Origin of the sequence: Streptomyces sp. P1-3 (assembly GCF_050613155.1) — a bacterium.
In the GTDB taxonomy this organism is placed as follows: domain Bacteria; phylum Actinomycetota; class Actinomycetes; order Streptomycetales; family Streptomycetaceae; genus Streptomyces.
This window is the reverse complement of record NZ_CP192512.1, coordinates 6,644,645-6,665,062: the sequence shown is the minus strand read 5'-3', so window position 1 is coordinate 6,665,062 and position 20,418 is coordinate 6,644,645. Positions and strand designations below refer to the sequence as shown.

Genomic DNA, 20,418 nt, shown 5'->3' with positions numbered 1-20,418 from the left:
ATGCTTTTCCTCTACGGTGTGCTGCTGCTGAGCTGCGCCGTGCTGCTGGTCGCCGGCGTGCTGGAGCAGCGGCGCCACTACGCCGCGCTGGCGCAGATCCCCACACGGGTGCTGGTCAACGGCATTCGCGGCAAGAGCTCGATCACCCGGCTGTGCGCGGGGGCGCTGCGCGGCGGTGGTCTGGTCACCGTGGCCAAGACCACCGGCACCGCCGCCCGGTTCATCCACCCGGACGCCACCGAGGAGCCGGTGTACCGGAAACTGGGCATCGCGAACGTCGTCGAGCAGATAGGGATCGTCCGGCGTGCGGCGGCATACCGGCCGGACGCTCTGGTGATCGAGTGCATGGCGGTGATGCCCGCGCTTCAGGAGATCAACCAGGAGAAGCTGATCCGCTCCACGATCGGCGTGCTGTGCAACGTCCGCGAGGACCACCTCGCCGAAATGGGTCCGACGTTGGACGATGTGGCCCGCTCGCTGTCCCGGTCGATGCCGGTCGGTGGCGTCTGCGTCACCGCCGAGCGAGAGCGGCTGCACATCCTCAAGGAGGAGGCGGACAAACGCAGGTGCCGCCTGATCACGGTCGATCCGGAGTGGGTGACCGACGAGGAGCTGCGCGGGTTCAGTTGGTTCACCTTCAAGGAGAACGTCGCCATCGCGCTCGCCGTGGCCGAACTGCTCGGTGTGGACCGGGCCACCGCCCTGCGCGGCATGTGGGACGCGCCGCCGGACCCCGGCGTGCTCTCCGTCGAGCGCTACCGCACACCGGACGGCAAGCGGCTGCGCTTCGCCAACGTCTTCGCCGCCAACGACCCCGAGTCCACGTTGATGAACGTCCGCCAGTTGGAGGAGCTAGGTGCGATCCGCCGCCCGCTGAACGTTGTCATCAACTGTCGCCCGGACCGGGTGGAGCGCAACGGGCAGATGGGAGCGATCGTCCCCGACCTGGCCCCGGAGACGGTCTTCCTCATCGGACATCCGACCAAGAGCGCCCGCGACGGCATCCCGCCGGGCCGGTCGTCGGCTCGGGTGGTGGACCTGGGCGGCGACCGGCGCGACGCACAGGAGTTGACCCGCGCCATCCTCGCCGAACTGGGCCCGGATTCCTCGCTGGTGGCCATCGGCAACATCCACGGCCAGGGCGAACTGTTCCTGGAGCACCTCGGCGAGCTGCCCTCTGACCACGCCGACGAGCCGCTTCCGTTCGCGCACCCGCCCGAGCCGGAGCCGTACGGCTGGGTGGCCCCGCTGAACGGCCCGATGCCCGCCCCGATGCCCGCCGCGCAAATGCCGAGCCCAGCCTCCGCCCATGCCGACGCCCTGTACCAGCCGACAAGGAACCCGCTGTGATCCCCGTCAACGTCACTCCGCAGACCGTCGCGCTGGGGATCGCCATCGGACTGGTCTTCTCGCTGGTCTGCTACCTGACCACCAACCTCTCCCCCGGCGGCATGATCACCCCGGGCTGGCTGGCGCTGGCCCTCGTCACCGACGCGGTCCGGGCCGCGATGGTGATCGGCATCACGGCGCTCACCTTCCTCGCGACCAAGGCCCTACAGCGGCATGTGATCCTCTACGGCAAGCGGCTGTTCGCCGCCGTGGTGCTGTCCTCGGTGCTGCTCCACAACACGGTGCTGCTCACGCTCCAGCACGAGTTCCCCCGTCTCCACACCGCCCAGACCCTGGGCTTCATCGTGCCCGGCCTGATCGTCTATCAGCTGCTCCGCCAACCGTTGGCGGCCACCGTGATCTCCACCACCGCGGTGACCCTCTGCACGTATGTGGTGCTCGTCGCCGGGTTGCTCCTGGAGGCGGTGCCCATCGGCTGACCGAGCCGTACCGCCCGCGTCCGCCGCGCCCATCCGTACGTCGAAGAGGTCATCATGGCCACCACCCCCCTCACCCGGGACCCCGCCGACCGCCGCCACCGCTCCCCCCGCGCCAGACGCGCCTTCCGTGCCAAGCTCCGTCAACGGCCCACCATCAGCTGGGAGTCGTCCGCCCTTCTGCTGATCCTGGCAACGGCCGCGGTGCTCTACACCTGGGGAATCGACCGTGCCGGGGTGCACCCGTACTACAGCGCGGCCGTACGGTCCATGGCGGCGAACTGGCACGCCTTCGTCTTCGGCGGGCTCGACCCGAGCGGCTCGATCACGGTGGACAAGATCCCCGGCGCGCTGTGGCCGCAGGCCCTCTCCGTCAAGCTCTTCGGACCGCACAACTGGGCGGTGGTACTGCCGCAGGTGCTGGAGGGCGTACTGGCCGTCTGGGTGCTGCACCGGATCGTCCGTGCCTGGGCCGGCCCCCTGGCAGGGCTGCTCGCCGCGCTGGTACTCACCCTCACCCCGGTCACCGTCGCACTCGACCGGCACAACATCCCCGACACCCTGCTCGTCCTGCTGCTGGTCCTCGCAGCGGGATCGCTGCAGAAGGCCGTCAGCACAGGGAGACTGCTGCCGCTGCTCGCCTGCGGGGCATGGGTGGGGCTGGCCTTCCAGACCAAGATGCTCCAGGCGTGGCTCGTCCTGCCGGTCTTCGCCATGGTGTACCTCCTGGCAGCGCCTGGCTCGTGGTTGAACCGCGCATGGCGGGCGCTGCTCGCCGGGGTCACCGCACTCGTCGTGTCCTGCTCGTGGCTGCTGCTGGTGTGGGCGACCCCCGCCGCGGACCGTCCCTACATCGACGCGACCACCAACAACAACCCCTTCACCCTGGTCTTCGGCTACAACGGGCTGAGCCGCTTCGGCGACGACCCGCACGCGCTGGGCGCCGTCGCCGGCACCGCGGCCAGCCGCACCACCGAGAACACCGGTTGGACCATGCTGGTCAACCAGAGCGTGGGCCCGCAGATCGCCTGGCTCCTGCCACTGGCCGTACTGGCCTTGGCGCTGGGCGTGGCGTGGCGCGCCGGACAGCCGCGCACCGACGGGCCGCGGACGGGGTTCCTGCTCTGGGGCGGTTGGCTGACGGTGCACGTCGTGGTCTTCAGCAACTCCAACGGCAACCACGGCTACTACACCACCGTTCTGGCCCCGGCCATCGCCGCGCTGACCGGCGGCGGAATCGCCCTCTTCTGGGCCGAGTACGACGCCGGTGGCCGACGTCGAGCGGCGCTGCCCGCCGCGATCGGGCTCACGGCACTGTGGGCCGCGGTGATTGAAGGCCCGCACAGCGAATTCGCGCCCTGGCTCCTGCCGGTGGTGCTGATGCTCGGCCTGTGCGGGACCGTCGGCCTGTGGACCCGCGGGCCACGCACAACGCGACGGGCGGTGCACAGCGCCCTGGCAGCGTCCCTGGCGTCCATACTGCTCGCCCCGGCCGTCTGGTCCGCTTCCTGCCTGGTCCCGCGGTACGCCGGCTCACCGATGTCGCCGCTGGCCGGACCGGTCGGACCCGGCTACCGCCAGACGCACCACCACCGGGTCAAGATCCCGCGATTCCCGTTGAACGAGCCGTCCGCACGGGACACCGCGCTGCTGCGCTACCTTTCCGCACACCGTTCCGGGGAGAAGTACCTGCTCGCCACCCAAGCCGCCTACGGCGCCGAGCCTCTGCTGCGCGCCACCTCCCAACCCATGCTGGTCATGGGCGGCTTCACCGGCCTGACCCCGTATCCGACCGCACGAGGGCTCAGTGACCTGGTCTCCACCCGTCAACTGCGCTACGCCCTGCTGACCACCCGCCGCCCGTCCACACCGGCATCGGCCTGGGTGAAGACAAGCTGCACCCCCATCCCCCCAAGCGCCTACGGCCGAACCTCGAAGGGAAGCCTCACCCTCTACGACTGTGCTCGACGGGGCAATTGACCCAACAGCCCTGTCAGCGCGGCTCGGCGGCTCCGCCGGGGTCGCTGTGCAGCAGCAGGTGGGCCATCGCGGGGTCGGCGGAGGTGGCGACGAACGCCATCTCGGCCTTGGAGGCGTAGCGGCGGTAGATCGCCGCCTTGCCCACCCCGGTCCGCGTCGCGACCTGGTCGACGGTCAGGGCCGGGTAGCCGCGAGAGCATCGAAACCACCGTATCGGAACTACGGTTCCAGGGATCGCTGTCCCCCTCTACGCAGAGAAAACCGCGATGAAGTCGCACAGCGTGGCTTCGCGACAAGAACGGAGAAGCTCAGATGATCAAGTGGGCCGGCTGGATCATCACATTATGCGGAACCGCACACACGCTCGGCGCCCTGACGGTGGAGAAGGCCGCGCGCCACGCCGGGACATGGTTCAGCGGCGGACTGTGGCACGAGGACCTTGCCGACATGAGCCCGGCGGGCAGCGCGTACTGGCTGAGCCTGGGCAGCTTCGGCATACCGCTCATCCTGGTCGGCATGACGGTGCTGTGGCTGGACCGCCGCGGCATCACCCCGCCGGCATTCATCGCCTGGGCGCTGGGGGGCTGGACCGTCGTCGACGCCGTGGTCCTCCCGTTCACGCCCTGGCCGCTCTTCGCGCTCGCGTGCGCCCTGCTGCTGATCGGAGCCCGCCGCGCCCGCCGCGACAACCCCGCGCCCAAGGCCGGGCTTCCACGAACGTGAACACAGGGCGCGCCAGTGGCTAGGCGGACAGGGGAAGGGCTGCCGCCCCTACCGATCTCTTCCGGGGTCGAACTGACGGGCGGCTTCCACGTGTTGGCCGTCACGGTGTGGGCGGGCAGGGCGGCGATCTACTCCGTCGGATGAGCTCCGTTGATCGGCCTGGCGGTGGGGACGCCCTATGAAGTCGATCTCGGGATAGTGCCGGGAGGGGCCGTCGAGCAGGTGGCTGTCCCGTTGACGCAGGTGCTTGTCGAAGAAGGCTGCGAGGTAGGTGCGTTGGATCGCGATGGCGCGGTCGGGGGCGATCGTACCGAGTGATTGGACGAGTTGCTCGGGGGTTTTCCTGAAGGGGCCGGGTGCCTGGTGGAAGAAGGCCTCCCAGTCCAAGAAGGAGAGGTGCTCGGCGCCACGCAGCTTGATGTCGTACCGCTCTGCGCGCAGGTGCTTCCAGAATTTCGCCCAGCTCCCGTCGGTGTCCATGTTGTGGTTCTGGGCACTGAACAGCAGGAAGGGGCGGTCGAGGTCCTGGGTCTTCGCCGGTCCGAAGAACTGTCCGTCCAGGTTCGCGCCGGCGTCGATTCTGGAGTCCGCCTGCATGGCCGCCGGCACCACCGCTCCGCCGAGGGAAGGGCCGAACATTCCGATTCGCTTCATGTTGATCGCGTCGGACAGCCCGCGCGGAAGGCGTGCGTGGTCCACGTCCGGGTTGCGGCCACGGGCGATCGCGGCCAGCTGGTCGAGGACGAAGCGGGTGTCGGCGACCCGAATGTCGATCACGCGGGACGCCGGTGTGCCCGGCGGCATGGCGCTCACTTCCAGCCGCCCGTCGGGGAACTGCACTTCGCCGCTCTCGTGGGTGTCGTCGAGGGTGACGACCAGGTAGCCGCGGCTGGCCAGATCCTGGGCGAGTGCGGTGCCCGTCGCGCGGTTCGAGCCCCGTCCGGGCGAGTACAGCACGACCGGCAACTTTCCGGCCTTGCGAGCAACCGGAGCGCCGGTGTGCCCGGCGGTGGTGGGCAGGGTCACCGTGTTCGGCGGCACCTGCATGGCTCCCAGGAGATGCGCGGCGGCAGCGGGCTGTATCCAGGGTGCCGCGGGGTAGCGGTCGGTGTCCGTGGCCGGATACCACAGCGAAACCATCACCTCGCGCGGCCGGCTGCCCGGCAGCCACGGATCCGTGCGGTGCGGATCGACCAGGTGGAGGTCGACCGTCCCGACCCCGTAGCGGCCGGACGGGGCGGGAAGCGTCAGCTCACCAGGGGCCTTCGCCTCGCCCAGGGGCGCCGCCTTGGCTGTGGGTGCCGCCTTGTCCAGGGGCACCGCCTTGGCCATGGGTGCCGCCTCGTCCAGGGGCGCCGCCTTGGCCACGGGTGCCGCGGCGTTCTTCCCGGCTGCGGCGGCTGATGCGACCCCCGCGCCCAGGAAGACGGCCAGCGCCCCCGTGGTACCGGCGACCCGGGCCCGCATCCGGCCGCGAGGCTTCCTGCGTGCATGCTTCATGAGCAGCTCTCCCTGATGCAGTTCCGCTCCGTGATCAGTACTTGGCGGTACCCGGTGGCGACCGCGGCTTCCGCTACGGCTCTCCTCAGTGCGGAGAGTCGGGGAAGGCGCATATCTCAACTCTTTCGTGTGGGGGGTACCCAGGGCATGCCACGGGCGCCATCGCAGTTGGGTCCGATGCGGAGCCGGGAAGCGCACGTCTATGCCCTGACGCAGGGAAGTATTACAGCACTTGCAACTGCAATGGCAATGGCCGCCCTGCCAACCGGTCTGCGCTACCAGGGAGTAGCGCTGGACTGGACTTTACGTACCCGTATTGATTGCCCACGCTTGGTAATCAACGCGGCGGCTTAGCGCCCGATTTGGGATTCGCTACCGACCGGAATTACCGCCCTCGGTGCCACACGACGGATGCGGCATCTTCTTGCGGCGCCGGAACGCCTGCACGCCGAGGTGGACGAGATACGCCGCTCCAGCCAGCTTCACGCCCGTGAACACACCGCCGAACTCTCCACCAGCGGGCCACTCGAAGGGTTTCAGCGAGCCGCAGGTCTACGCCGCTGGGGCCTGGACGCCGCGCCACGCGTCGCGGCCTTCCTTGAGCGCGACGACGGCAATGGCGAGCACCGCGATCCCCTGGTCACGACCTCGATGCCAGCACCCTAAGGACGGACTAAGGCAACGCACAGAGTCGTGAGCACCATGAGGGACATGGGAAATCGCCCCACGGTCCCTCAGGAAGGGGGTGCTCACGCCATGGACGGCCCGGCCGATGCCACGACGGCTCCGAAGCCCGGCTCCACCGGTCCCACGGATGTCATCTGGGACATCACGTACGCTTGCCCGCTGCGCTGCACCCACTGCTACTCGGAGTCGGGGCGGCGCCCCGCCCAGCAGCCGGATCACGAGGAGTTGCTGCGGATCGCGGATGCCATCATCGCGCTGCGGCCGGGTGTGGTATCCCTGGCCGGTGGCGAGCCCCTGCTGGTGCCCGGGATCGCCGACATCGCGGCGCGGCTGACGGACGCCGGGGTCCAGGTGGTGCTGTACACCGGCGGATGGCGGCTGACGCCCGGCATGCTGAACGATCTCGCGGATGTGTGTCACCGCGTCGTCGTGAGCCTGGACGGCGCCACCGCGGAGGTGCACGACCGGATCCGTGGCAGGGCGGGGTCCTTCGAGCGGGCGCTCGACGCGCTCGGCCTCCTCGACCGGACCTCCCGCGCCCGCCGCGAACGAGGCATGCGGCCCGTCCAGTTCGGTGTGGACTGCGTGGTGGTCCGCAGCAACTTCGACCAGCTCGACGAGTTCTGCACCCGGATCGCGCCGCGCTTCCCCGAGCTGCGGATCCTGTCGTTCGGCGCGGTGATCCCGGCCGGACTCGCCAGTCGGGCCGGCTTCGCGGACCATGAGCTGCTCTCGGACGCGCAGATGGCCCAGCTCTCCGGAGAACCGCTCCACCAGCGGCTCACAGCCCTGGCCCCGTCGTCCGTGCTCGTCCTGGTCACCGACAACCTGCATCTGCAGATGCACCCGGGCCAGACCGCGCGGGGCCTCGACTTCCAGGTGATCCAGGTGGAGCCCGACGGCGCGGTGCGGGCCATGCCGGTCTACGAAGGCACGGTCGGCAATCTCCTCACGGACCCCGCGGACGTGCTCTGGCAGCGCGCGGTCTCCCGGTGGAGCGACCCGTTCGTGATCCGGACCCTCACCCCAGTACAGACCGTGCGCGACTGGGCGGAGGCGGCCCGGCGGATCGACTACCGCTTCGGCTCGGACGCGGTCCGTGCCCGTATCGACCGGCGGCCCGTCTTCGTACCCGTCGATCTCCCCTCCCCGGCTCCTGGAACCCGAGGTCAGTGACATGGATCCGATGCCGCCGCGGGACGCACGACGCGCGGGCGACGACACCTTCCTCGTCGATGTCGTGGAGTCGGTGCTCTCCCGGCACTCCCGGCACCAGGACGAGGACGGCGCATGGCGCGTCCGCCCGGGGGACTTCTGGTGCTATGTGTCCCCCGCCGACGAGCCCACCAGGGTGCAGGGCTGGAAGCTGCACATCTCCGCGACTCCGCTGTCCGCCCCGCTGGTCCTGTCCCGCGCCGCGCATGTGCTCGTACGCCGGCGGTGCAGGTTCAAGTTCGCCGGCACCCTCGGACGTGCCGGGGAGCTGGTGTCGCACCGCTACGACCGGGGCGGAGGAGGCAAGTTCCTCACCGTCTACCCGGAGTACGACGACGACGGGCTGCGCGCCCTTGCCGAGGAGCTGCACCGGGCCACCGAGGGGCTGCCGGGGCCGGGGATCCTCTCCGACCGTCCGTGTTTCCCGGGCAGCCTGGTCCACTACCGGTACGGGGTGTTCAGCGGCGTACGTGCCCTGGGCGACGACGGTACGCACGGGGCGATGCTGATCGCTCCGGACGGCACACTCGTGCGCGACCAGCGCCATCCGTGGTTCTCTCCGCCGCCCTGGGCGCCCCGTGATCCCTTCGCCGTGGAACGGGCCCCCGCGCCCCGTGAGGGCGCGGCCGCGGCGCCCCGCCCGGCGCCCAAACCGGTTCTGCTGGACGGGCGTTACCTGGTCCGTGAAGTGGTCCGGCACGCGTTCGCCGGCGGCGTCTACCGGGCCACCGACCAGACCACCGGCGCCCCCGTCATCGTCAAGCAGGCACGCCCGCACACCGCCGCGACCCTGACCGGACAGGACGTCCGCGACCGGCGGCGCCATGAGGCCGCCATGCTGGACCTGTTCGCCGACAGCGGCTACACGCCGCACCCGATTGGCGTCTTCGAGCAGCAGAACGACATGTTCCTCGTGCAGGAGGCCGTTCCCGGCACGACGCTGCGTCAGTGGGTGCTCGACCACCTCGACTTCGACGACGGGGGCCCTTGGGGAGTCCCTCTGGCGGACGCCCTGCGCCTGGCGCGCGGCCTGACCTGTGTCATGCGCTCCGTCCACACGGCGGGGTGGGTGCTCAGGGACTTCAACCCCAACAACGTGATGATCAGTGACAGCGGCGATGTGCGCCTGATCGACCTGGAGATGCTCGCCCGGCCCGGCGAACCCACGACCCGCATCTACACGCCGGGATACGCGGGCGCCGAGCAGAGCACCGCGCCGAGCATCGGTGCGGCGCCCCGGCCGGCGTCGGACCTCTACAGCCTCGGTGCCACCTTCTTCTACCTGGTCACCGGCGTCGACCCGCTGCTCGCCGCCGACGCGCCGGCCACCCGCCCGTACCGCGAACGCCTCGCCGCCTGGCTCGTACGGCTGTCGTCCGGCAACATGGCCGCGCACCGGCTCGCCCCGCTGATCCTGGACCTCCTCCAGGAGAACCCGGAGCTGCGGCCCGGTGTGGACGAGGTCCTGGCCCGGCTGGCGGAGACGCCCGTCGGCGAGAGGCCGCCGAGCGGCCCGGCCCCGGCGCGCGGTCTCGCGGGCCGCGAGCTGAAGCGGCTCGTCTCGGACGGCCTCGACCATCTCCTCGTCACCATGGACCCGGAGCACGCGGAGCGGCTGTGGCCCACCGGCCCGGTGGGGGCGGCGACGGACGCGTTCAACGTCCAGCACGGCGCGGCCGGTGTCCTCGGCGTGCTCGTCCGCGCCCACGCCGACGAGCCGCATCCGGGGCTGCGTACGGCCGTGGAGCAGGCGGCCCGGTGGATCAGCCGACGGGTCGGGCGGGAACCACGGACCCTTCCGGGGCTGTACTACGGCAGGTCCGGGACCGCCTGGGCCCTGCTGGACACGGCCGTGACTCTCGACGACGCGGCGCTGCTCGCCCGGGCGAAGGACCTGGCGGTGCGGGTTCCGGTCCGCTGGCCCGGTCCCGACGTCTGCCACGGGGTGGCCGGTGCGGGAATGACCCAGCTGCGGTTCTGGGAGGCCACCGGAGAAGAGCGGTTCCTCGACCGGGCACGGCAGGCGGCCGACCATCTCTCCCGGGCTGCCGTCCGCGAGGAGGGCTCCGTCGTGTGGCCGGTGCCGCGGGAACTCCTGTCCAGCCCCTCCGACATCACTCACTACGGATTCGCCCACGGTGCCGCCGGAATCGGCGCGTTCCTGCTCGCGACGGCACGGGCCACCGGCACCGCCGCGTACAGGGAGCTGGCGGCCGAGGCCGCACGGACCCTGCTCGCTGTGGCCGAGGTGGAGGAGGGCGCCGCGTACTGGCGCAGCGGAGAGAAGAACAGCCCCCGCAGGACCCACTGGTGCAGCGGCTCCTCCGGTGTCGGGACCTTCCTGGTGCGGATGTGGCAGGAGACCGGGGAGGACGACTTCCGGGAGGCCGCGCACGGGGCCGCCGTCGCCGTCCGCCGCTCCCGCTGGCACGTCGGCACCGCTCAGTGCCACGGTCTCGCGGGCGACGGGGAGTTCCTGCTCGACCTCGCCGAGGCGTGCGGCGCGGACACCTACCGCGAGTGGGCGGGAGAACTCGCGGCAGGGATCCACGTCCGTCATGTCCTGCGGGACGGGCGTGCCGTCCTGCCGGACGACGGCGGGACGGATGTGTGGGCCGACTTCAACACCGGCCTGTCCGGAGTCCTCGCCTTCCTGCTGCGCCACGCCCATGGCGGGCCCCGCCTGTGGCAGCCGCGCTCCTTCACGGGGCACGGCGACGAAGACTCCGGCACCGCCGCGGCGCGGGCCGCGGCCGTGCCGGCCCATCACCACCGGACAGCGGAGAGGGGGTGAACATCATGGAGTTCGACGTGGACGCCCTCCAGCTCCTGGAGGAAGAGACCGCCGAGAGCGGCGCCTGGCCGCCGCCGACCGCAGGCACGTGCTGCAGCACCTTCTGACGCAGCGGCACCTCGGCCCACCGTTCCCGCCCGCTGACGGCGGGAGCGGTGGGCGCCTTCATGGGGGCACCGGCCGCGGACCGACGCAGGCCCAGCCGGGCACGGCGCAGGCACGGGCCCCGGCCCGGCACCGCACGGCGACACGACAGGAGCACGACGTGAGGACACGGCATCCTTCCGGCAGGGCGGTACGGGCCATGCTCACGGCCGCGGTGAGCGGTTCCGTGCTCCTCGCCCTGCTCGCGCCGGCATCGCCCGCACCGGCCGCCTCCGCGCGGCAGGTCCTGACCGCCGAGCGGGCCGTGCCCCGGCCGTGCCACACCACCCTGCTGCCCCCGCACACACCGGGCGTGGCCGCGCACCCGGTGACCGCCGCGGCGGACGGCGTGCTGCGCGCCCGGCTCGCACCCCTCGCCGGGGCGGAGGGCGACTGGGACCTCGCCGTCTTCGACGCGGACAGCGGCACGCTCCTGGCGGCCTCGGCCGCGCCCCGCAGCCGCGAACTCGCCGAGACCTCCGTCGCCGAGGGCCGGCGCCTTGTGGTGCAGAGCTGCCGAAGGCTGGGGCCCGCACGCACGGTGTCGCTGCATGTGGACCTGCTGGCGCAGCCCCCAGGGAGCGGCCCGGCACACGCCGCCGCGCGCACGGAGGTCGGCCCTCCGCACAGCTCGGCGCTGCCGTCCGGACGGTCCGGCTACCGCCATCTGCACGAGTACGAGTACGAGCTCAAGGAACTCGCCCGCGCCCACCCGTCCCTCGTACGCTCCTTCGTCCTGCCGCACCCGACGGTCGAGGGCCGGGACGTCTCCGGAGTCGAGGTGAGCAGCCACGCGCCGCACATCGCCGACGGCAAACCGGTGATGCTCACCCTGGGTCTGCACCACGCGACCGAATGGCCCAGCGGTGAGATCGCCCTGGAGTGGGCCTATGAGCTGGTGCGCGGCTACCGCACGGATCCGCGGGTCCCGGGCCTGCTCGACCGGACCCGCGCGGTCATCGTCCCGGTGGTGAACCCCGACGGGTTCTCGGTCTCCCGCGGGGCCACGCCCCGGGGTGACTTCACCCGCTTCGACTACGAGAACAAGCGCAAGAACTGCAGCGCCCTGGACGCCCCGCCGTCCCACGCCTCGGGGCCGTGCGGGGCCAACCCCGCGGGCCGCGACCGCGGTGTGGACCTCAACCGCAACTACGCCGGGTTCTGGGGTGGTGTGGGCGGTGCCCCGCAGTGGTACGCCGACCACTACCGCGGCCCCGCCCCCTTCTCCGAGCCGGAGACCCGGAACGTCCGCCACCTCGTCTCCACCCGGCAGGTCACCGACCTCGTCTCCCTGCACACCTACGGCAATCTGGTGCTGCGCCCGCCGGGAGCCCTCGACACCCGTCCGCCGCTGGACGAGCCGGCCTACCGGGCCCTGGGCGCGCGGCTGGCCTCCCGCACCGGCTACCGCAGCGAACCGGCCTGGCGGCTGTACGAGGCGACGGGCATGACGGAGGACTGGTCGTACTGGGCGACCGGAGGCTTCGGTTTCACCCTGGAGATCGGTCCCGCCAAGGCCCATGGCCCGTACGCGGACGCCGTCGTCGCCGAGTACACCGGCAGGGCGCCGGCGGCCGGCGCGGGGAAGGGCGGAGTCCGCCGGGCGCTGCTCGACCTGCTCGCCCACACCGCTGACCCGGCCGCGCACGCGACGCTGACCGGCACGGCGCCCCGCGGCCACCGGCTGCGGCTCCACAAGACCTTCCGGACCCCGACCTCGCCGGTGCGCGGGCCCGACGGCTCGACCGGGCCGCCGCTGAAGGTCACCGACACGCTCGTATCGGACCTCGTCGCTCCCGGCGGCCGGTTCACCTGGTCGGTCAACCCCTCCACCCGGCCGTATGTCGCGGGACGGTACGGAAGGGACCCGCAGGGCCCGGCCCAGCCGGTGGCCGAGCTCGCCAATCCGCCCGGTCTGCCGCCCGAGAACACCGGGTTCCCGCAGGATCCGGCCGCGGACCGGGTCCCGTTCACCGTCCTCGGCCCGCCGGAGGCCGACACCGGCCGGATGACCGTGTCGGTATCCTGGACGTCGCCCCGCACCGATTGGGACCTCTACGTCCTCGACGCGGACGGCCGTCCCGTGGCCCAGTCCGTCACCGGCGGGGCCGACTCCGAACAGGCGGTCATCTTCGACCCTCCCCCGGGCCGCTACACCGCCGTCGTCGTCAACTACGACCAGACGGAGGCGGACCCGGACGACTGGACGGGCCGGGTGACGTTCCAATCGCCACTGCCCGCCACCTACGGCCCCTCGGAGTCGTACTCCCTCAGCTGCTCGGACCGCGCCGGGCGCACCCTCGGCATCGCCGAGGTGCGGGTCGGGCGGGGTGAGCGGGTGGACCTGGGCGAGGTGTGTGCCCGGCCGGCGAGCGGCGCCGCGTTCACGCCGGGCCGGTCGGGCCGTGCCGCAGATAGGTGAGTACGGCGGTGACCCGGCGGTGCAGCTGGGACTCCTCCGCCAGGCCGAGCTTGGCGAACGTCGAGTTCACGTGTTTCTCGATGGTCGACTCCGACAGCGACAGCGACTCGGCGATGGTCCGGTTGTTCATGCCCTGCGCCATCTGCCGCAGTACGTCGAGCTCGCGGCGGGTGAGCTGGGCCAGCGGTGAGTCGGTGGTGCGGATGTGGCTGCCGACCAGCACCTCCACGATGCGCGGATCGATCACCGAGCGCCCCGCGGACACCTCGCGCAGGGCGCGCAGCAGCTGATCGAGCTCGCCGATCCGCTCCTTGAGCAGATACGCCAGGCCGTCCGTGCCGCGCTGGAACAGGGCGAAGGCGTACTGCTCGTTGGCGTGCTGCGACAGGACGACCACGCCGGTGTCCGGGTGCCGTGCCCGGATGGAGTGTGCGGCGGTGATGCCTTCGGTGTGGTGGTCGGGAGGCATCCGGATGTCCGCGATGACGGCGTCGAGCCGGAACCGCTCGACCGCGTCGAGGAGCTCCCCCGCCGTGCCGACCGCCGCGACGACATCGACCTCGCCGGTGTCCTCAAGGAGCCGGCGGGTGCCCTCCCTGACCAGATAGTGGTCTTCGGCGATGACGATGCGCAGCCGCTCGGGAGCGGTCGTCTCGGGTGTCTTCAGGTCAGGCATGGGTCGTCTCCCTCCGTCGCACGGTGAGCCGTGCGTGAACGGTCGTGCCGCCCCCGGGCCGGGACTCGATGGACAGCTCGCCGCCCACTGCCTCGATCCGGTCGCGCATCCCGGTCAGCCCGGAGCCGAGCCGGGACCCGGTGGGGAAGCCGACCCCGTCGTCGCTGATGGCCAGGAGCAGGGCCTCTTCGTCGTGCGAGATACGGATGGCCACCCGGGCCGCGTCCGCGTGTTTGAGCACGTTCGTCAGCGCCTCGGACACCAGGAAGAACGCGGACTCCTCGATCTCGGGCGCGAAACGCCGCGCGCACACCGTGGGTTCCACATGGACGGTGACGGGGATCGGCAGCCGGCGGGCCCGGGAGGTCACCGCGGCGGCGAGGCCCTGGTCGGTCAGGACCGGGGGATGGATGCCGTGTGCGAACTCCCGCAACTCTTCGATGACCCGGACGGCGTCCTCCTGGATCTCGGTGAGGGTGCTGTCCACGGCGCCCCCGCGGCCGCGCAGTTGATTGCGCGCCAGCCGTAACTTCGCCACCAGTGCCACGAGCTCCTGCTGGATCCCGTCGTGCAGCTGCCGCTCGATGCGCCGCCGCTCGGTGTCCTGGGCCTGCACTATCCGGGTCCGTGAGGCGTTGAGCTCGCTCGCCTGGCGCTGGACCTCGTCGACCCGCGCGGACAGTTCGGCCGTGAGCCGGGCGTTGTGCACGGCGAGCGCCGCCTGTCTGGCCAGTGTCTCGACCAGGTCCCGGTCCTCAGGGGTGAACCGGCCCTCGTCCTTGGGCCCGTACTCGATGAACCCGAGGGCCTCCTCGCCGTGCCGCAGCTGCACCCCGGCCTGCACCCCGACCTGTGCGCCGATGTCATCCGAGGCCCGGGAGCCGGCCGTCGCCACGGCGAAGGGCCCGTCCCCGGTGTCGGTCGCGCCCAGCTCGACCCGTACCCAGCGCAGGTTGAGCCCCTCCCGCAGACTGGTCGCCAGCTGCGGTGCCAGCCGTTTCACGTCGTAGGCGTGCTCCAGCGTGGTCCCGCACTGCACGAGCAGTTCGAAGTTGGAGGGGCGCGCCCCGAACACCCGGCGCGCCGCGAGCTGGTTCAGCCGCCCGCGCACCGGCTGGAACAACATGGTCGCGATCACCGCCACCAGAACGGCCAGACCAATGGGCAGGTACTGCCCCGCCGTCAGGCCCAACGCTGTGGTCATGCCCAGATACCAGCCGCCGGTGATCAGCCAGAGCAGCCCGTACACCGCGGGCTTGCGCAAGGTGATGTCCATGCCGGGCAGCAGATGCCGGAACCCGGCGTACACCATGCCGACCGAGATCAGCAGATAGGGCAGCGCCCCGAGCGCCGCGCCGATGAAGTACGCGACTCCCGTCTCTCCCTGCCACATCCGGAACAGCCGCGACGAGCCTCGCCCCAGCAGCACGGCGAACGCCACCACCGCAACCAGCGTCAGACGGCTGCTGCGGGCGCCCCGGTCCCGCGCCCGCAGCAGGGACCGGACGAGCAGCAGGCCCGCGCCCACCGCCGGCAGCCACGCCTCCGGCTGCACCAGCAGCCGGGGCAGCAGCTGTTCGGGAACGTCCGACGCCATCAGGGCCAGCGGGTAGAGCGTCAGCAGCCACAGCGCGCTGAGCAGGACACGCTCGTGGACGTACCGGTGACGCCCGTCCGGCAGCAGCGCCACCAGACGGACGAGCAGCAGGCCCACGACCACGTCGATCGTCCTGACCACGAGCAGACCGGTCCACACCAGCGGCGTGGGCGGGTTCCAGGCCGAGGGCTCGACGAAGAGCGTCAGCGTGAAGCGGACGACCAGCCCCAGCGCCGCCCAGGAGCCGGCCGCCACCAGCCGCCGGGCCACCGGGTGCGCCGGAGCGCGCCACCACAGGAACAGCCCGGCCGCATAGCAGGGCAGCACCGCGCCCAGGCTCCATGCCAGCGTCCGCTCGGCGGAGATCCAGATGCCGCCGGCGGGCACCGCGTAGAGCAGTCCGAGCCCGCCGCACAGGACGAGGACGCGGACCGGCCATCCGTGAACACGTGCCATCCCACGAGTTTCCCGGTCTCGCCGCACGGTGTACAGAAAGGCTGCCTCCCTCCCCCATGGCGGCAAACCTCCATACCGAAGCGAGGCCGTCCGGGTGCCGCGCGCCCCGCGCACCCGCACACACTCGTCATGTCCGGGGTCCCGCCCCGGAGCTGGGGGGAGCACGATGACGATCACACCGACCGAGGAGTCCGGCCGTGCGGCGGGCTGTACCTGGGAGGACTGGACCGCCGCGCCCGGCCTGCTGCGCCGGGCCATGTCCAGGACCGAGCCCATGGAGCCGGCGCTCGGACAGCGGCTGGGAATGACCTACCAGTTGCTGGGCGAGCCGGCCCGCGCCCTGGACATCCACCGCAGGACCGCCCTCGCCGGGACTGGGACCCCGGACGAGATCACGGCCCTTGCCTGGGCGGCCGCCGCGCACTGCGCACGGGGCAGGCTGCGCCCGGCCCGCGCGCTCGGACAGCTCGCCCTGCGGGCCCTGCGGCACTGCTGCGATCCCCGCGCCCAGGCCGTCACCCACGCCACCGCCGCGACAATCGCCGCGCTGGAGGGCCACGGCGGTCTCGCCGAGCACCACGCGGACCGGGCCAGGGAGGAGGCGCGTTCCTCGGGGGACGCGATGCTCCATCTGTTCGTCCATACGAGCCTTGCGGCGGAACGTCTTGAGCACGGCGCATGCCGGGACGTCTGCGACACGCTCGGCACCGCGCTGCGGGCCCTGGGCGGTGACCATGACGGCGCCGATGTGCCGCTGGTGCTGCTCGCCCGCTGTCGGCGTGGCGCCGCGCACTTGGCCCTCGGCGAACTGGACCGTGCGATCGCGGACTTCACCGGCGCACTCGACGGCTACCAGCGGCTCGACGAGTCCTTGGAGAGCGGCCGGCTGGGCGCCGCGGCGCTGGTCGGCCTGGGGGACGCACACCGGGAGCGCGGTGATCTGGGCCCGGCGCGGGCGGCCTATCAGGAGGCGGTGGTGCGTACGGAACACTCGGGCGATGCCCAGCTGCTGGCCTCGGCGCTGACCGGTCTGGCGCTGACACGATGTACCGACGCGCCCGGTACCGCGGCCGTGCTGGCGCGCCGGGCGGCCGACGGGTGCGTGGGCCCGCAGCGGATCCGTGCCCTGCTCGCCGGCGGCTGGATCGCTCTGGCGGACAACCGCCCCGAGACGGCGGTCGAGGCGGCCCGGCAGGCGGCCGGGGAACCGGGCGCGCAGGTCTCGCGGACGGTATGCGCGGAGATCCTCGAACTGGAGGCGATGTGCCTGGCCGACGGGCGGGCACGGCAGCGGCTCCTCGACGACGCGGAGGCGTTGTGGGCCACGGCGCAGCGTCCGCTGGCGGTCGCGCGGGTGGCCGTGGCCCGGGCGCGGCTGCGTCCCGCGCCGACGCGGGGCACGGTCCGGGCGCTGCGTGAAGCCACGCTCTGGCTGCGGCAGTTCGGAGTGTCTCCCTCGGCGGCCGAGGCGGCCGGTCTGCTCAACCGGGTCATGGCGGACCGGGAGCCGTGCGTGAGCGTCGGCGTCCTGGGCGGCTTCCGGGTGATCCGGGACGGCGTCCCGGTGGGTGCCGACGAGTGGCAGTCGAAGAAGGCCCGCGACCTGCTGAAGGTCCTGGTGGCCCGGCGCGGTCTGCCCACATCCCGCGAGGCCCTGATCGACACCCTGTGGCCGGACGAGGATCCCGCCCGCTGCGCCAACCGTCTGTCGGTCGCCCTGTCGACGGTACGGCTCGTGCTCGACCCCGGACGCCGGATGCCGCAGGACCACTTCATCACCGCCGACAAGCATGTCGTCGGTCTGGCCCGGCTCCGCGTCGACGTGCAGGAGTTCCTGGCCGCCGCCCGCCATGCGATCAGCGGTGCGCAGCGCACCGGAGGCGGCGCCTTCGCCTCCCTGGCCGCCGCCGAGGAGCTGTACCGGGGGGACGTCCTGGAGGACGAGCCGTACGCCCCGTGGGCGGCGGGCCTGCGCGAGGAGGCGCAGGCCGTCCATCTGGAGCTCCTCACCCGACTCGCCGCGGCCGCCGCCGAGAACGACGACCGCCACGCCGAGGCCCACTACCGCCTGCGGCTCCTGGAGCGTGATCCCTACGACGAGGACGCCCATCTCGGTCTGGTCTCCCTACTCGCCACCACGGGCCGCCACGGCGAGGCACGCCGGCGCTACCTCCTGTACGCCGCGGCGATGAACGAGATCGAGGTGACCCCGGCCGCCTTCCCGTCCGCCCGGCGCGGCACGATGGCCGGGGCGGGGCACGGGTGGTGAGTCACGGCGGTTCGGGACGTACGAGAGCCTGCCGCCAGGACACCGGCCAGCCGGCCGTCGACGGCATCGCCGTGGCCACCCGGCTGTGCCTCGTCCGGTACGCGGCCACGCCGGCCCTCCGGATTCGGAGGCTCGCCGGGTCGCGGTCGTGGCGGAAAGTCTCCTCCGCCCTGCCTGGCCGCCGTACTGCGGTTCGCACCTGCCCGCTCAGGCGAGCGGACCGCGCTGCTGGCGGGTGAGCAGTCCCCGTTCGAGGGCCGTGACCACCGCGTGCGTACGGTCGCTGACGTCGAGCTTCGCGAAGATCCGCAGCAGGTGGGTCTTCACCGTCGCCTCCCCGATCACCAGCCGTTTGCCGATCTCCGCGTTGGAGAGGCCGTCGGCCACCGCGCTCAGTACGTCTGCCTCTCGCGCGGTCAGGGCCACCGGCGCGGGCTGACGCATCCGGGCCACCAGCCGCTCCGCGACCCGCGGGGCGAGGACGGTCTCGCCCCGCGACGCGGCGTGGATGGCGTCCACGAGCTGGTCGCGGGTGGTGTCCTTGAGGAGGTAGCCGATCGCGCCCGCCTCCACCGCGCGCTCGATCTCGGCGTCCGTGTCGTACGTGGTGAGGACCAGCACCCGGGTCCGGGGCCCCCGGCTCGCGACGATCTCGGCGGTGGCGGCGACCCCGTCGAGGATCGGCATGCGCAGGTCGAGCAGCGCCAGGTCGGGCTCCAGGCGCTCCGCGAGTTCGACGGCCGCCCGGCCGTCGCCCGCCTCGCCGACGATGTCGATGCTGGGCTCCGAGGCCAGCAGGGCGACGACTCCGGCACGCATCACCGTATGGTCGTCCACCACGATGATGCGGAGCTGCTTGTGTTCCGTCATGTCACACCTGACCGTTCATGTCACAACGACCGTTCATGTCACACCTGACCGTTCGTGGGAATCACGGCGAGGACGCGGGTGCCGTCGCCGACCGAGCTGGTGACGGTGAGCTCGCCGCCGAGTTCGGCGAGGCGCTTGCGCATGCCGTCGAGGCCGAAGCCGCGGGACCGCTCGACCACGAAGCCCCGCCCGTCGTCGGTGATCTCCAGCTCGACGCCGTGGGGGTGCTCCGCGAGGACGACGCCCACCGTGGAGGCGGCCGCGTGCTTGCGGACGTTGGCCAGCGACTCCTGGGTGCAGCGCAGGAGCGCGATCCGGGTCGGCTGGTCGCACGCGATGTCCGGCAGGTCAGCGCTGACGGTGAGACCGGTGTCCTCGGTGAACCGGTCCAGGGTCCGGCGCAGGGTCTGGGCGACCGAGCCTGGTGCCACCCCGCTCTGTGGGGCGGCGCCGACGAGGACGCGGGCTTCGGCGAGGTTCTCGCGTGCGGTGTGCTCGATCGAGAGCAACTGCTGGGCGCTCTTGGCGGGATCCGCCTCCAGGCCGACGCGGGCCGCCTCCGCGAGGACGATGATGGACGCGAAGCCCTGGGCGAGGGTGTCGTGGATCTCCCGCGCGATCCGTTCCCGCTCGTCGGCGGCGCCTTGGCGCTGGTGGGCCTCGGCCAGTTGCCGTTCGGTGCTCTCCAGCTTCGTCTCGGCGCTCTCGAGCCTCGTCTCGGTGCTCTCCAGCTGCGTGCTGAGGAGGCGGGCGCGCTCCTCGCCCTGCTCCACGACCCGGTGCAGCAGCAGTCCGAGCAGTACGCCGGCCGCGTAGCCGATGAGGGCGAAGACGACGTTGCCGGTGAGGAACTCCTCGTTGCGTACGGCGCTGCCGGCCACGGTCGCCGCGGCGGCGACACCGCTGAAGGCGATCGCGGACCGCGGGCTTGCGGCGAGGATCCAGAAGTGCGGGAGCGACACGATGAACAGGGCCGCGCCGCCGCCGGGCAGGTAAGCCATCGCCCCCAGGCCGAGGGCGAGTACGGCCAGGTAGGCGGACGGGCGCAGCACGCGGTTGGCGGGGAGCACGCGCACGATCGCGTAGCCGAGGGCGAAGGCGGCCAGCAGCGCCAACGACCAGTACTTCGCCGGGGCGGTGTCGTCCTGCGCACCGATGACCGAGGGCGCCAGACCGAGGAGCACCCAGGTGACGGCGTACCACCGGCGGAGCGTCCGTATCCGGAACCGGTCGTTGGGCTGTGGCCGCTGGTTCATGCC

16 protein-coding genes are annotated in these 20,418 nt (G+C 72.0%); 10 read left to right on the top strand and 6 right to left on the bottom strand.

From position 1 onward, the window contains the following. The 3 genes from pgsB to ACQUSR_RS28550 are packed head-to-tail and all read left to right on the top strand — an operon-like array spanning position 1 to position 3,806. Positions 1–1,350, top strand: coding sequence for a poly-gamma-glutamate synthase PgsB (gene pgsB / locus ACQUSR_RS28560; RefSeq protein WP_431045472.1), 1,350 nt, complete (start codon positions 1–3; stop codon positions 1,348–1,350). Next, positions 1,347–1,829, top strand: a complete 483-nt coding sequence (locus ACQUSR_RS28555; RefSeq protein ID WP_431045471.1) for a poly-gamma-glutamate biosynthesis protein PgsC/CapC — start codon at positions 1,347–1,349, stop codon at positions 1,827–1,829. The genes pgsB and ACQUSR_RS28555 overlap by 4 nt, the downstream gene beginning before the upstream one ends. 54 nt (positions 1,830–1,883) lie before the next feature. Beyond that, positions 1,884–3,806 (top strand): ArnT family glycosyltransferase, encoded by a 1,923-nt coding sequence (locus tag ACQUSR_RS28550; protein WP_431045470.1) that lies wholly within the window; start codon positions 1,884–1,886, stop codon positions 3,804–3,806. Between the two features lie 13 nt (positions 3,807–3,819). Here the strand turns inward: ACQUSR_RS28550 and ACQUSR_RS28545 are convergent, their stop codons facing one another. Next, positions 3,820–4,020: a helix-turn-helix domain-containing protein gene (locus ACQUSR_RS28545; RefSeq protein WP_431047903.1), complete on the bottom strand. Its 201-nt coding sequence runs from the start codon at positions 4,018–4,020 to the stop codon at positions 3,820–3,822. A 98-nt stretch (positions 4,021–4,118) separates the two neighbouring features. Between ACQUSR_RS28545 and ACQUSR_RS28540 the strand changes: the two genes are divergently transcribed. Continuing rightward, positions 4,119–4,529, top strand: coding sequence for a DUF6463 family protein (locus ACQUSR_RS28540; RefSeq protein WP_431045469.1), 411 nt, complete (start codon positions 4,119–4,121; stop codon positions 4,527–4,529). Positions 4,530–4,577: 48 nt separating this feature from the next. Here ACQUSR_RS28540 and ACQUSR_RS28535 read toward each other — a convergent pair whose 3' ends face one another. Beyond that, positions 4,578–6,029, bottom strand: a complete 1,452-nt coding sequence (locus ACQUSR_RS28535) for an alpha/beta hydrolase family protein (RefSeq protein ID WP_431045468.1) — start codon at positions 6,027–6,029, stop codon at positions 4,578–4,580. A 411-nt stretch (positions 6,030–6,440) separates the two neighbouring features. Here ACQUSR_RS28535 and ACQUSR_RS28530 point away from each other — a divergent pair, with 411 nt between their 5' ends. From ACQUSR_RS28530 to ACQUSR_RS28510, 5 genes are all read left to right on the top strand, one after another. After that, entirely contained in the window at positions 6,441–6,695 is a 255-nt protein-coding gene (locus ACQUSR_RS28530) for a hypothetical protein (protein ID WP_431045467.1), read from the top strand. 45 nt (positions 6,696–6,740) lie between these two features. After that, positions 6,741–7,892, top strand: coding sequence for a radical SAM protein (locus ACQUSR_RS28525; RefSeq protein ID WP_431045466.1), 1,152 nt, complete (start codon positions 6,741–6,743; stop codon positions 7,890–7,892). 1 nt (position 7,893) lies between these two features. Beyond that, positions 7,894–10,725, top strand: coding sequence for a class IV lanthionine synthetase LanL (gene lanL, locus ACQUSR_RS28520; RefSeq protein WP_431045465.1), 2,832 nt, complete (start codon positions 7,894–7,896; stop codon positions 10,723–10,725). Positions 10,726–10,730: 5 nt separating this feature from the next. Continuing rightward, positions 10,731–10,832, top strand: a complete 102-nt coding sequence (locus tag ACQUSR_RS28515; protein ID WP_431045464.1) for an ALQxL family class IV lanthipeptide — start codon at positions 10,731–10,733, stop codon at positions 10,830–10,832. A gap of 158 nt (positions 10,833–10,990) precedes the next feature. Next, positions 10,991–13,291, top strand: a complete 2,301-nt coding sequence (locus ACQUSR_RS28510) for a M14 family metallopeptidase (protein ID WP_431045463.1) — start codon at positions 10,991–10,993, stop codon at positions 13,289–13,291. Here the strand turns inward: ACQUSR_RS28510 and ACQUSR_RS28505 are convergent. After that, positions 13,254–13,967, bottom strand: coding sequence for a response regulator (locus tag ACQUSR_RS28505; protein WP_431045462.1), 714 nt, complete (start codon positions 13,965–13,967; stop codon positions 13,254–13,256). The two genes, ACQUSR_RS28510 and ACQUSR_RS28505, sit on opposite strands and share 38 nt — an antisense overlap. Then, positions 13,960–16,020: an ATP-binding protein gene (locus ACQUSR_RS28500; protein ID WP_431045461.1), complete on the bottom strand. Its 2,061-nt coding sequence runs from the start codon at positions 16,018–16,020 to the stop codon at positions 13,960–13,962. The genes ACQUSR_RS28505 and ACQUSR_RS28500 overlap by 8 nt, the downstream gene beginning before the upstream one ends. Before the next feature lie 166 nt (positions 16,021–16,186). Between ACQUSR_RS28500 and ACQUSR_RS28495 the strand changes: the two genes are divergently transcribed. Continuing rightward, positions 16,187–18,289, top strand: a complete 2,103-nt coding sequence (locus ACQUSR_RS28495) for a BTAD domain-containing putative transcriptional regulator (RefSeq protein WP_431045460.1) — start codon at positions 16,187–16,189, stop codon at positions 18,287–18,289. Positions 18,290–18,496: 207 nt separating this feature from the next. Here the strand turns inward: ACQUSR_RS28495 and ACQUSR_RS28490 are convergent, their stop codons facing one another. Further along, positions 18,497–19,159: a response regulator gene (locus ACQUSR_RS28490; protein WP_431045459.1), complete on the bottom strand. Its 663-nt coding sequence runs from the start codon at positions 19,157–19,159 to the stop codon at positions 18,497–18,499. 38 nt (positions 19,160–19,197) lie between these two features. Next, the gene (locus ACQUSR_RS28485) at positions 19,198–20,415 is read right to left on the bottom strand and encodes a sensor histidine kinase (RefSeq protein WP_431045458.1); all 1,218 of its coding nucleotides are present in this window, start codon (positions 20,413–20,415) and stop codon (positions 19,198–19,200) included. Between the last annotated feature and the right edge of the window lie 3 nt (positions 20,416–20,418).

Coding starts and splice junctions, on each gene's coding strand:
- pgsB (WP_431045472.1), top strand. CDS start 1: ATGCTTTTCCTCTACGGTGTGCTGCTGCTGAGCTGCGCCGTGCTGCTG.
- ACQUSR_RS28550 (WP_431045470.1), top strand. CDS start 1,884: ATGGCCACCACCCCCCTCACCCGGGACCCCGCCGACCGCCGCCACCGC.
- ACQUSR_RS28540 (WP_431045469.1), top strand. CDS start 4,119: ATGATCAAGTGGGCCGGCTGGATCATCACATTATGCGGAACCGCACAC.
- ACQUSR_RS28535 (WP_431045468.1), bottom strand. CDS start 6,029: ATGAAGCATGCACGCAGGAAGCCTCGCGGCCGGATGCGGGCCCGGGTC.
- ACQUSR_RS28530 (WP_431045467.1), top strand. CDS start 6,441: ATGCGGCATCTTCTTGCGGCGCCGGAACGCCTGCACGCCGAGGTGGAC.
- ACQUSR_RS28525 (WP_431045466.1), top strand. CDS start 6,741: ATGGGAAATCGCCCCACGGTCCCTCAGGAAGGGGGTGCTCACGCCATG.
- lanL (WP_431045465.1), top strand. CDS start 7,894: ATGGATCCGATGCCGCCGCGGGACGCACGACGCGCGGGCGACGACACC.
- ACQUSR_RS28515 (WP_431045464.1), top strand. CDS start 10,731: ATGGAGTTCGACGTGGACGCCCTCCAGCTCCTGGAGGAAGAGACCGCC.
- ACQUSR_RS28505 (WP_431045462.1), bottom strand. CDS start 13,967: ATGCCTGACCTGAAGACACCCGAGACGACCGCTCCCGAGCGGCTGCGC.
- ACQUSR_RS28500 (WP_431045461.1), bottom strand. CDS start 16,020: ATGGCACGTGTTCACGGATGGCCGGTCCGCGTCCTCGTCCTGTGCGGC.
- ACQUSR_RS28495 (WP_431045460.1), top strand. CDS start 16,187: ATGACGATCACACCGACCGAGGAGTCCGGCCGTGCGGCGGGCTGTACC.
- ACQUSR_RS28490 (WP_431045459.1), bottom strand. CDS start 19,159: ATGACGGAACACAAGCAGCTCCGCATCATCGTGGTGGACGACCATACG.
- ACQUSR_RS28485 (WP_431045458.1), bottom strand. CDS start 20,415: ATGAACCAGCGGCCACAGCCCAACGACCGGTTCCGGATACGGACGCTC.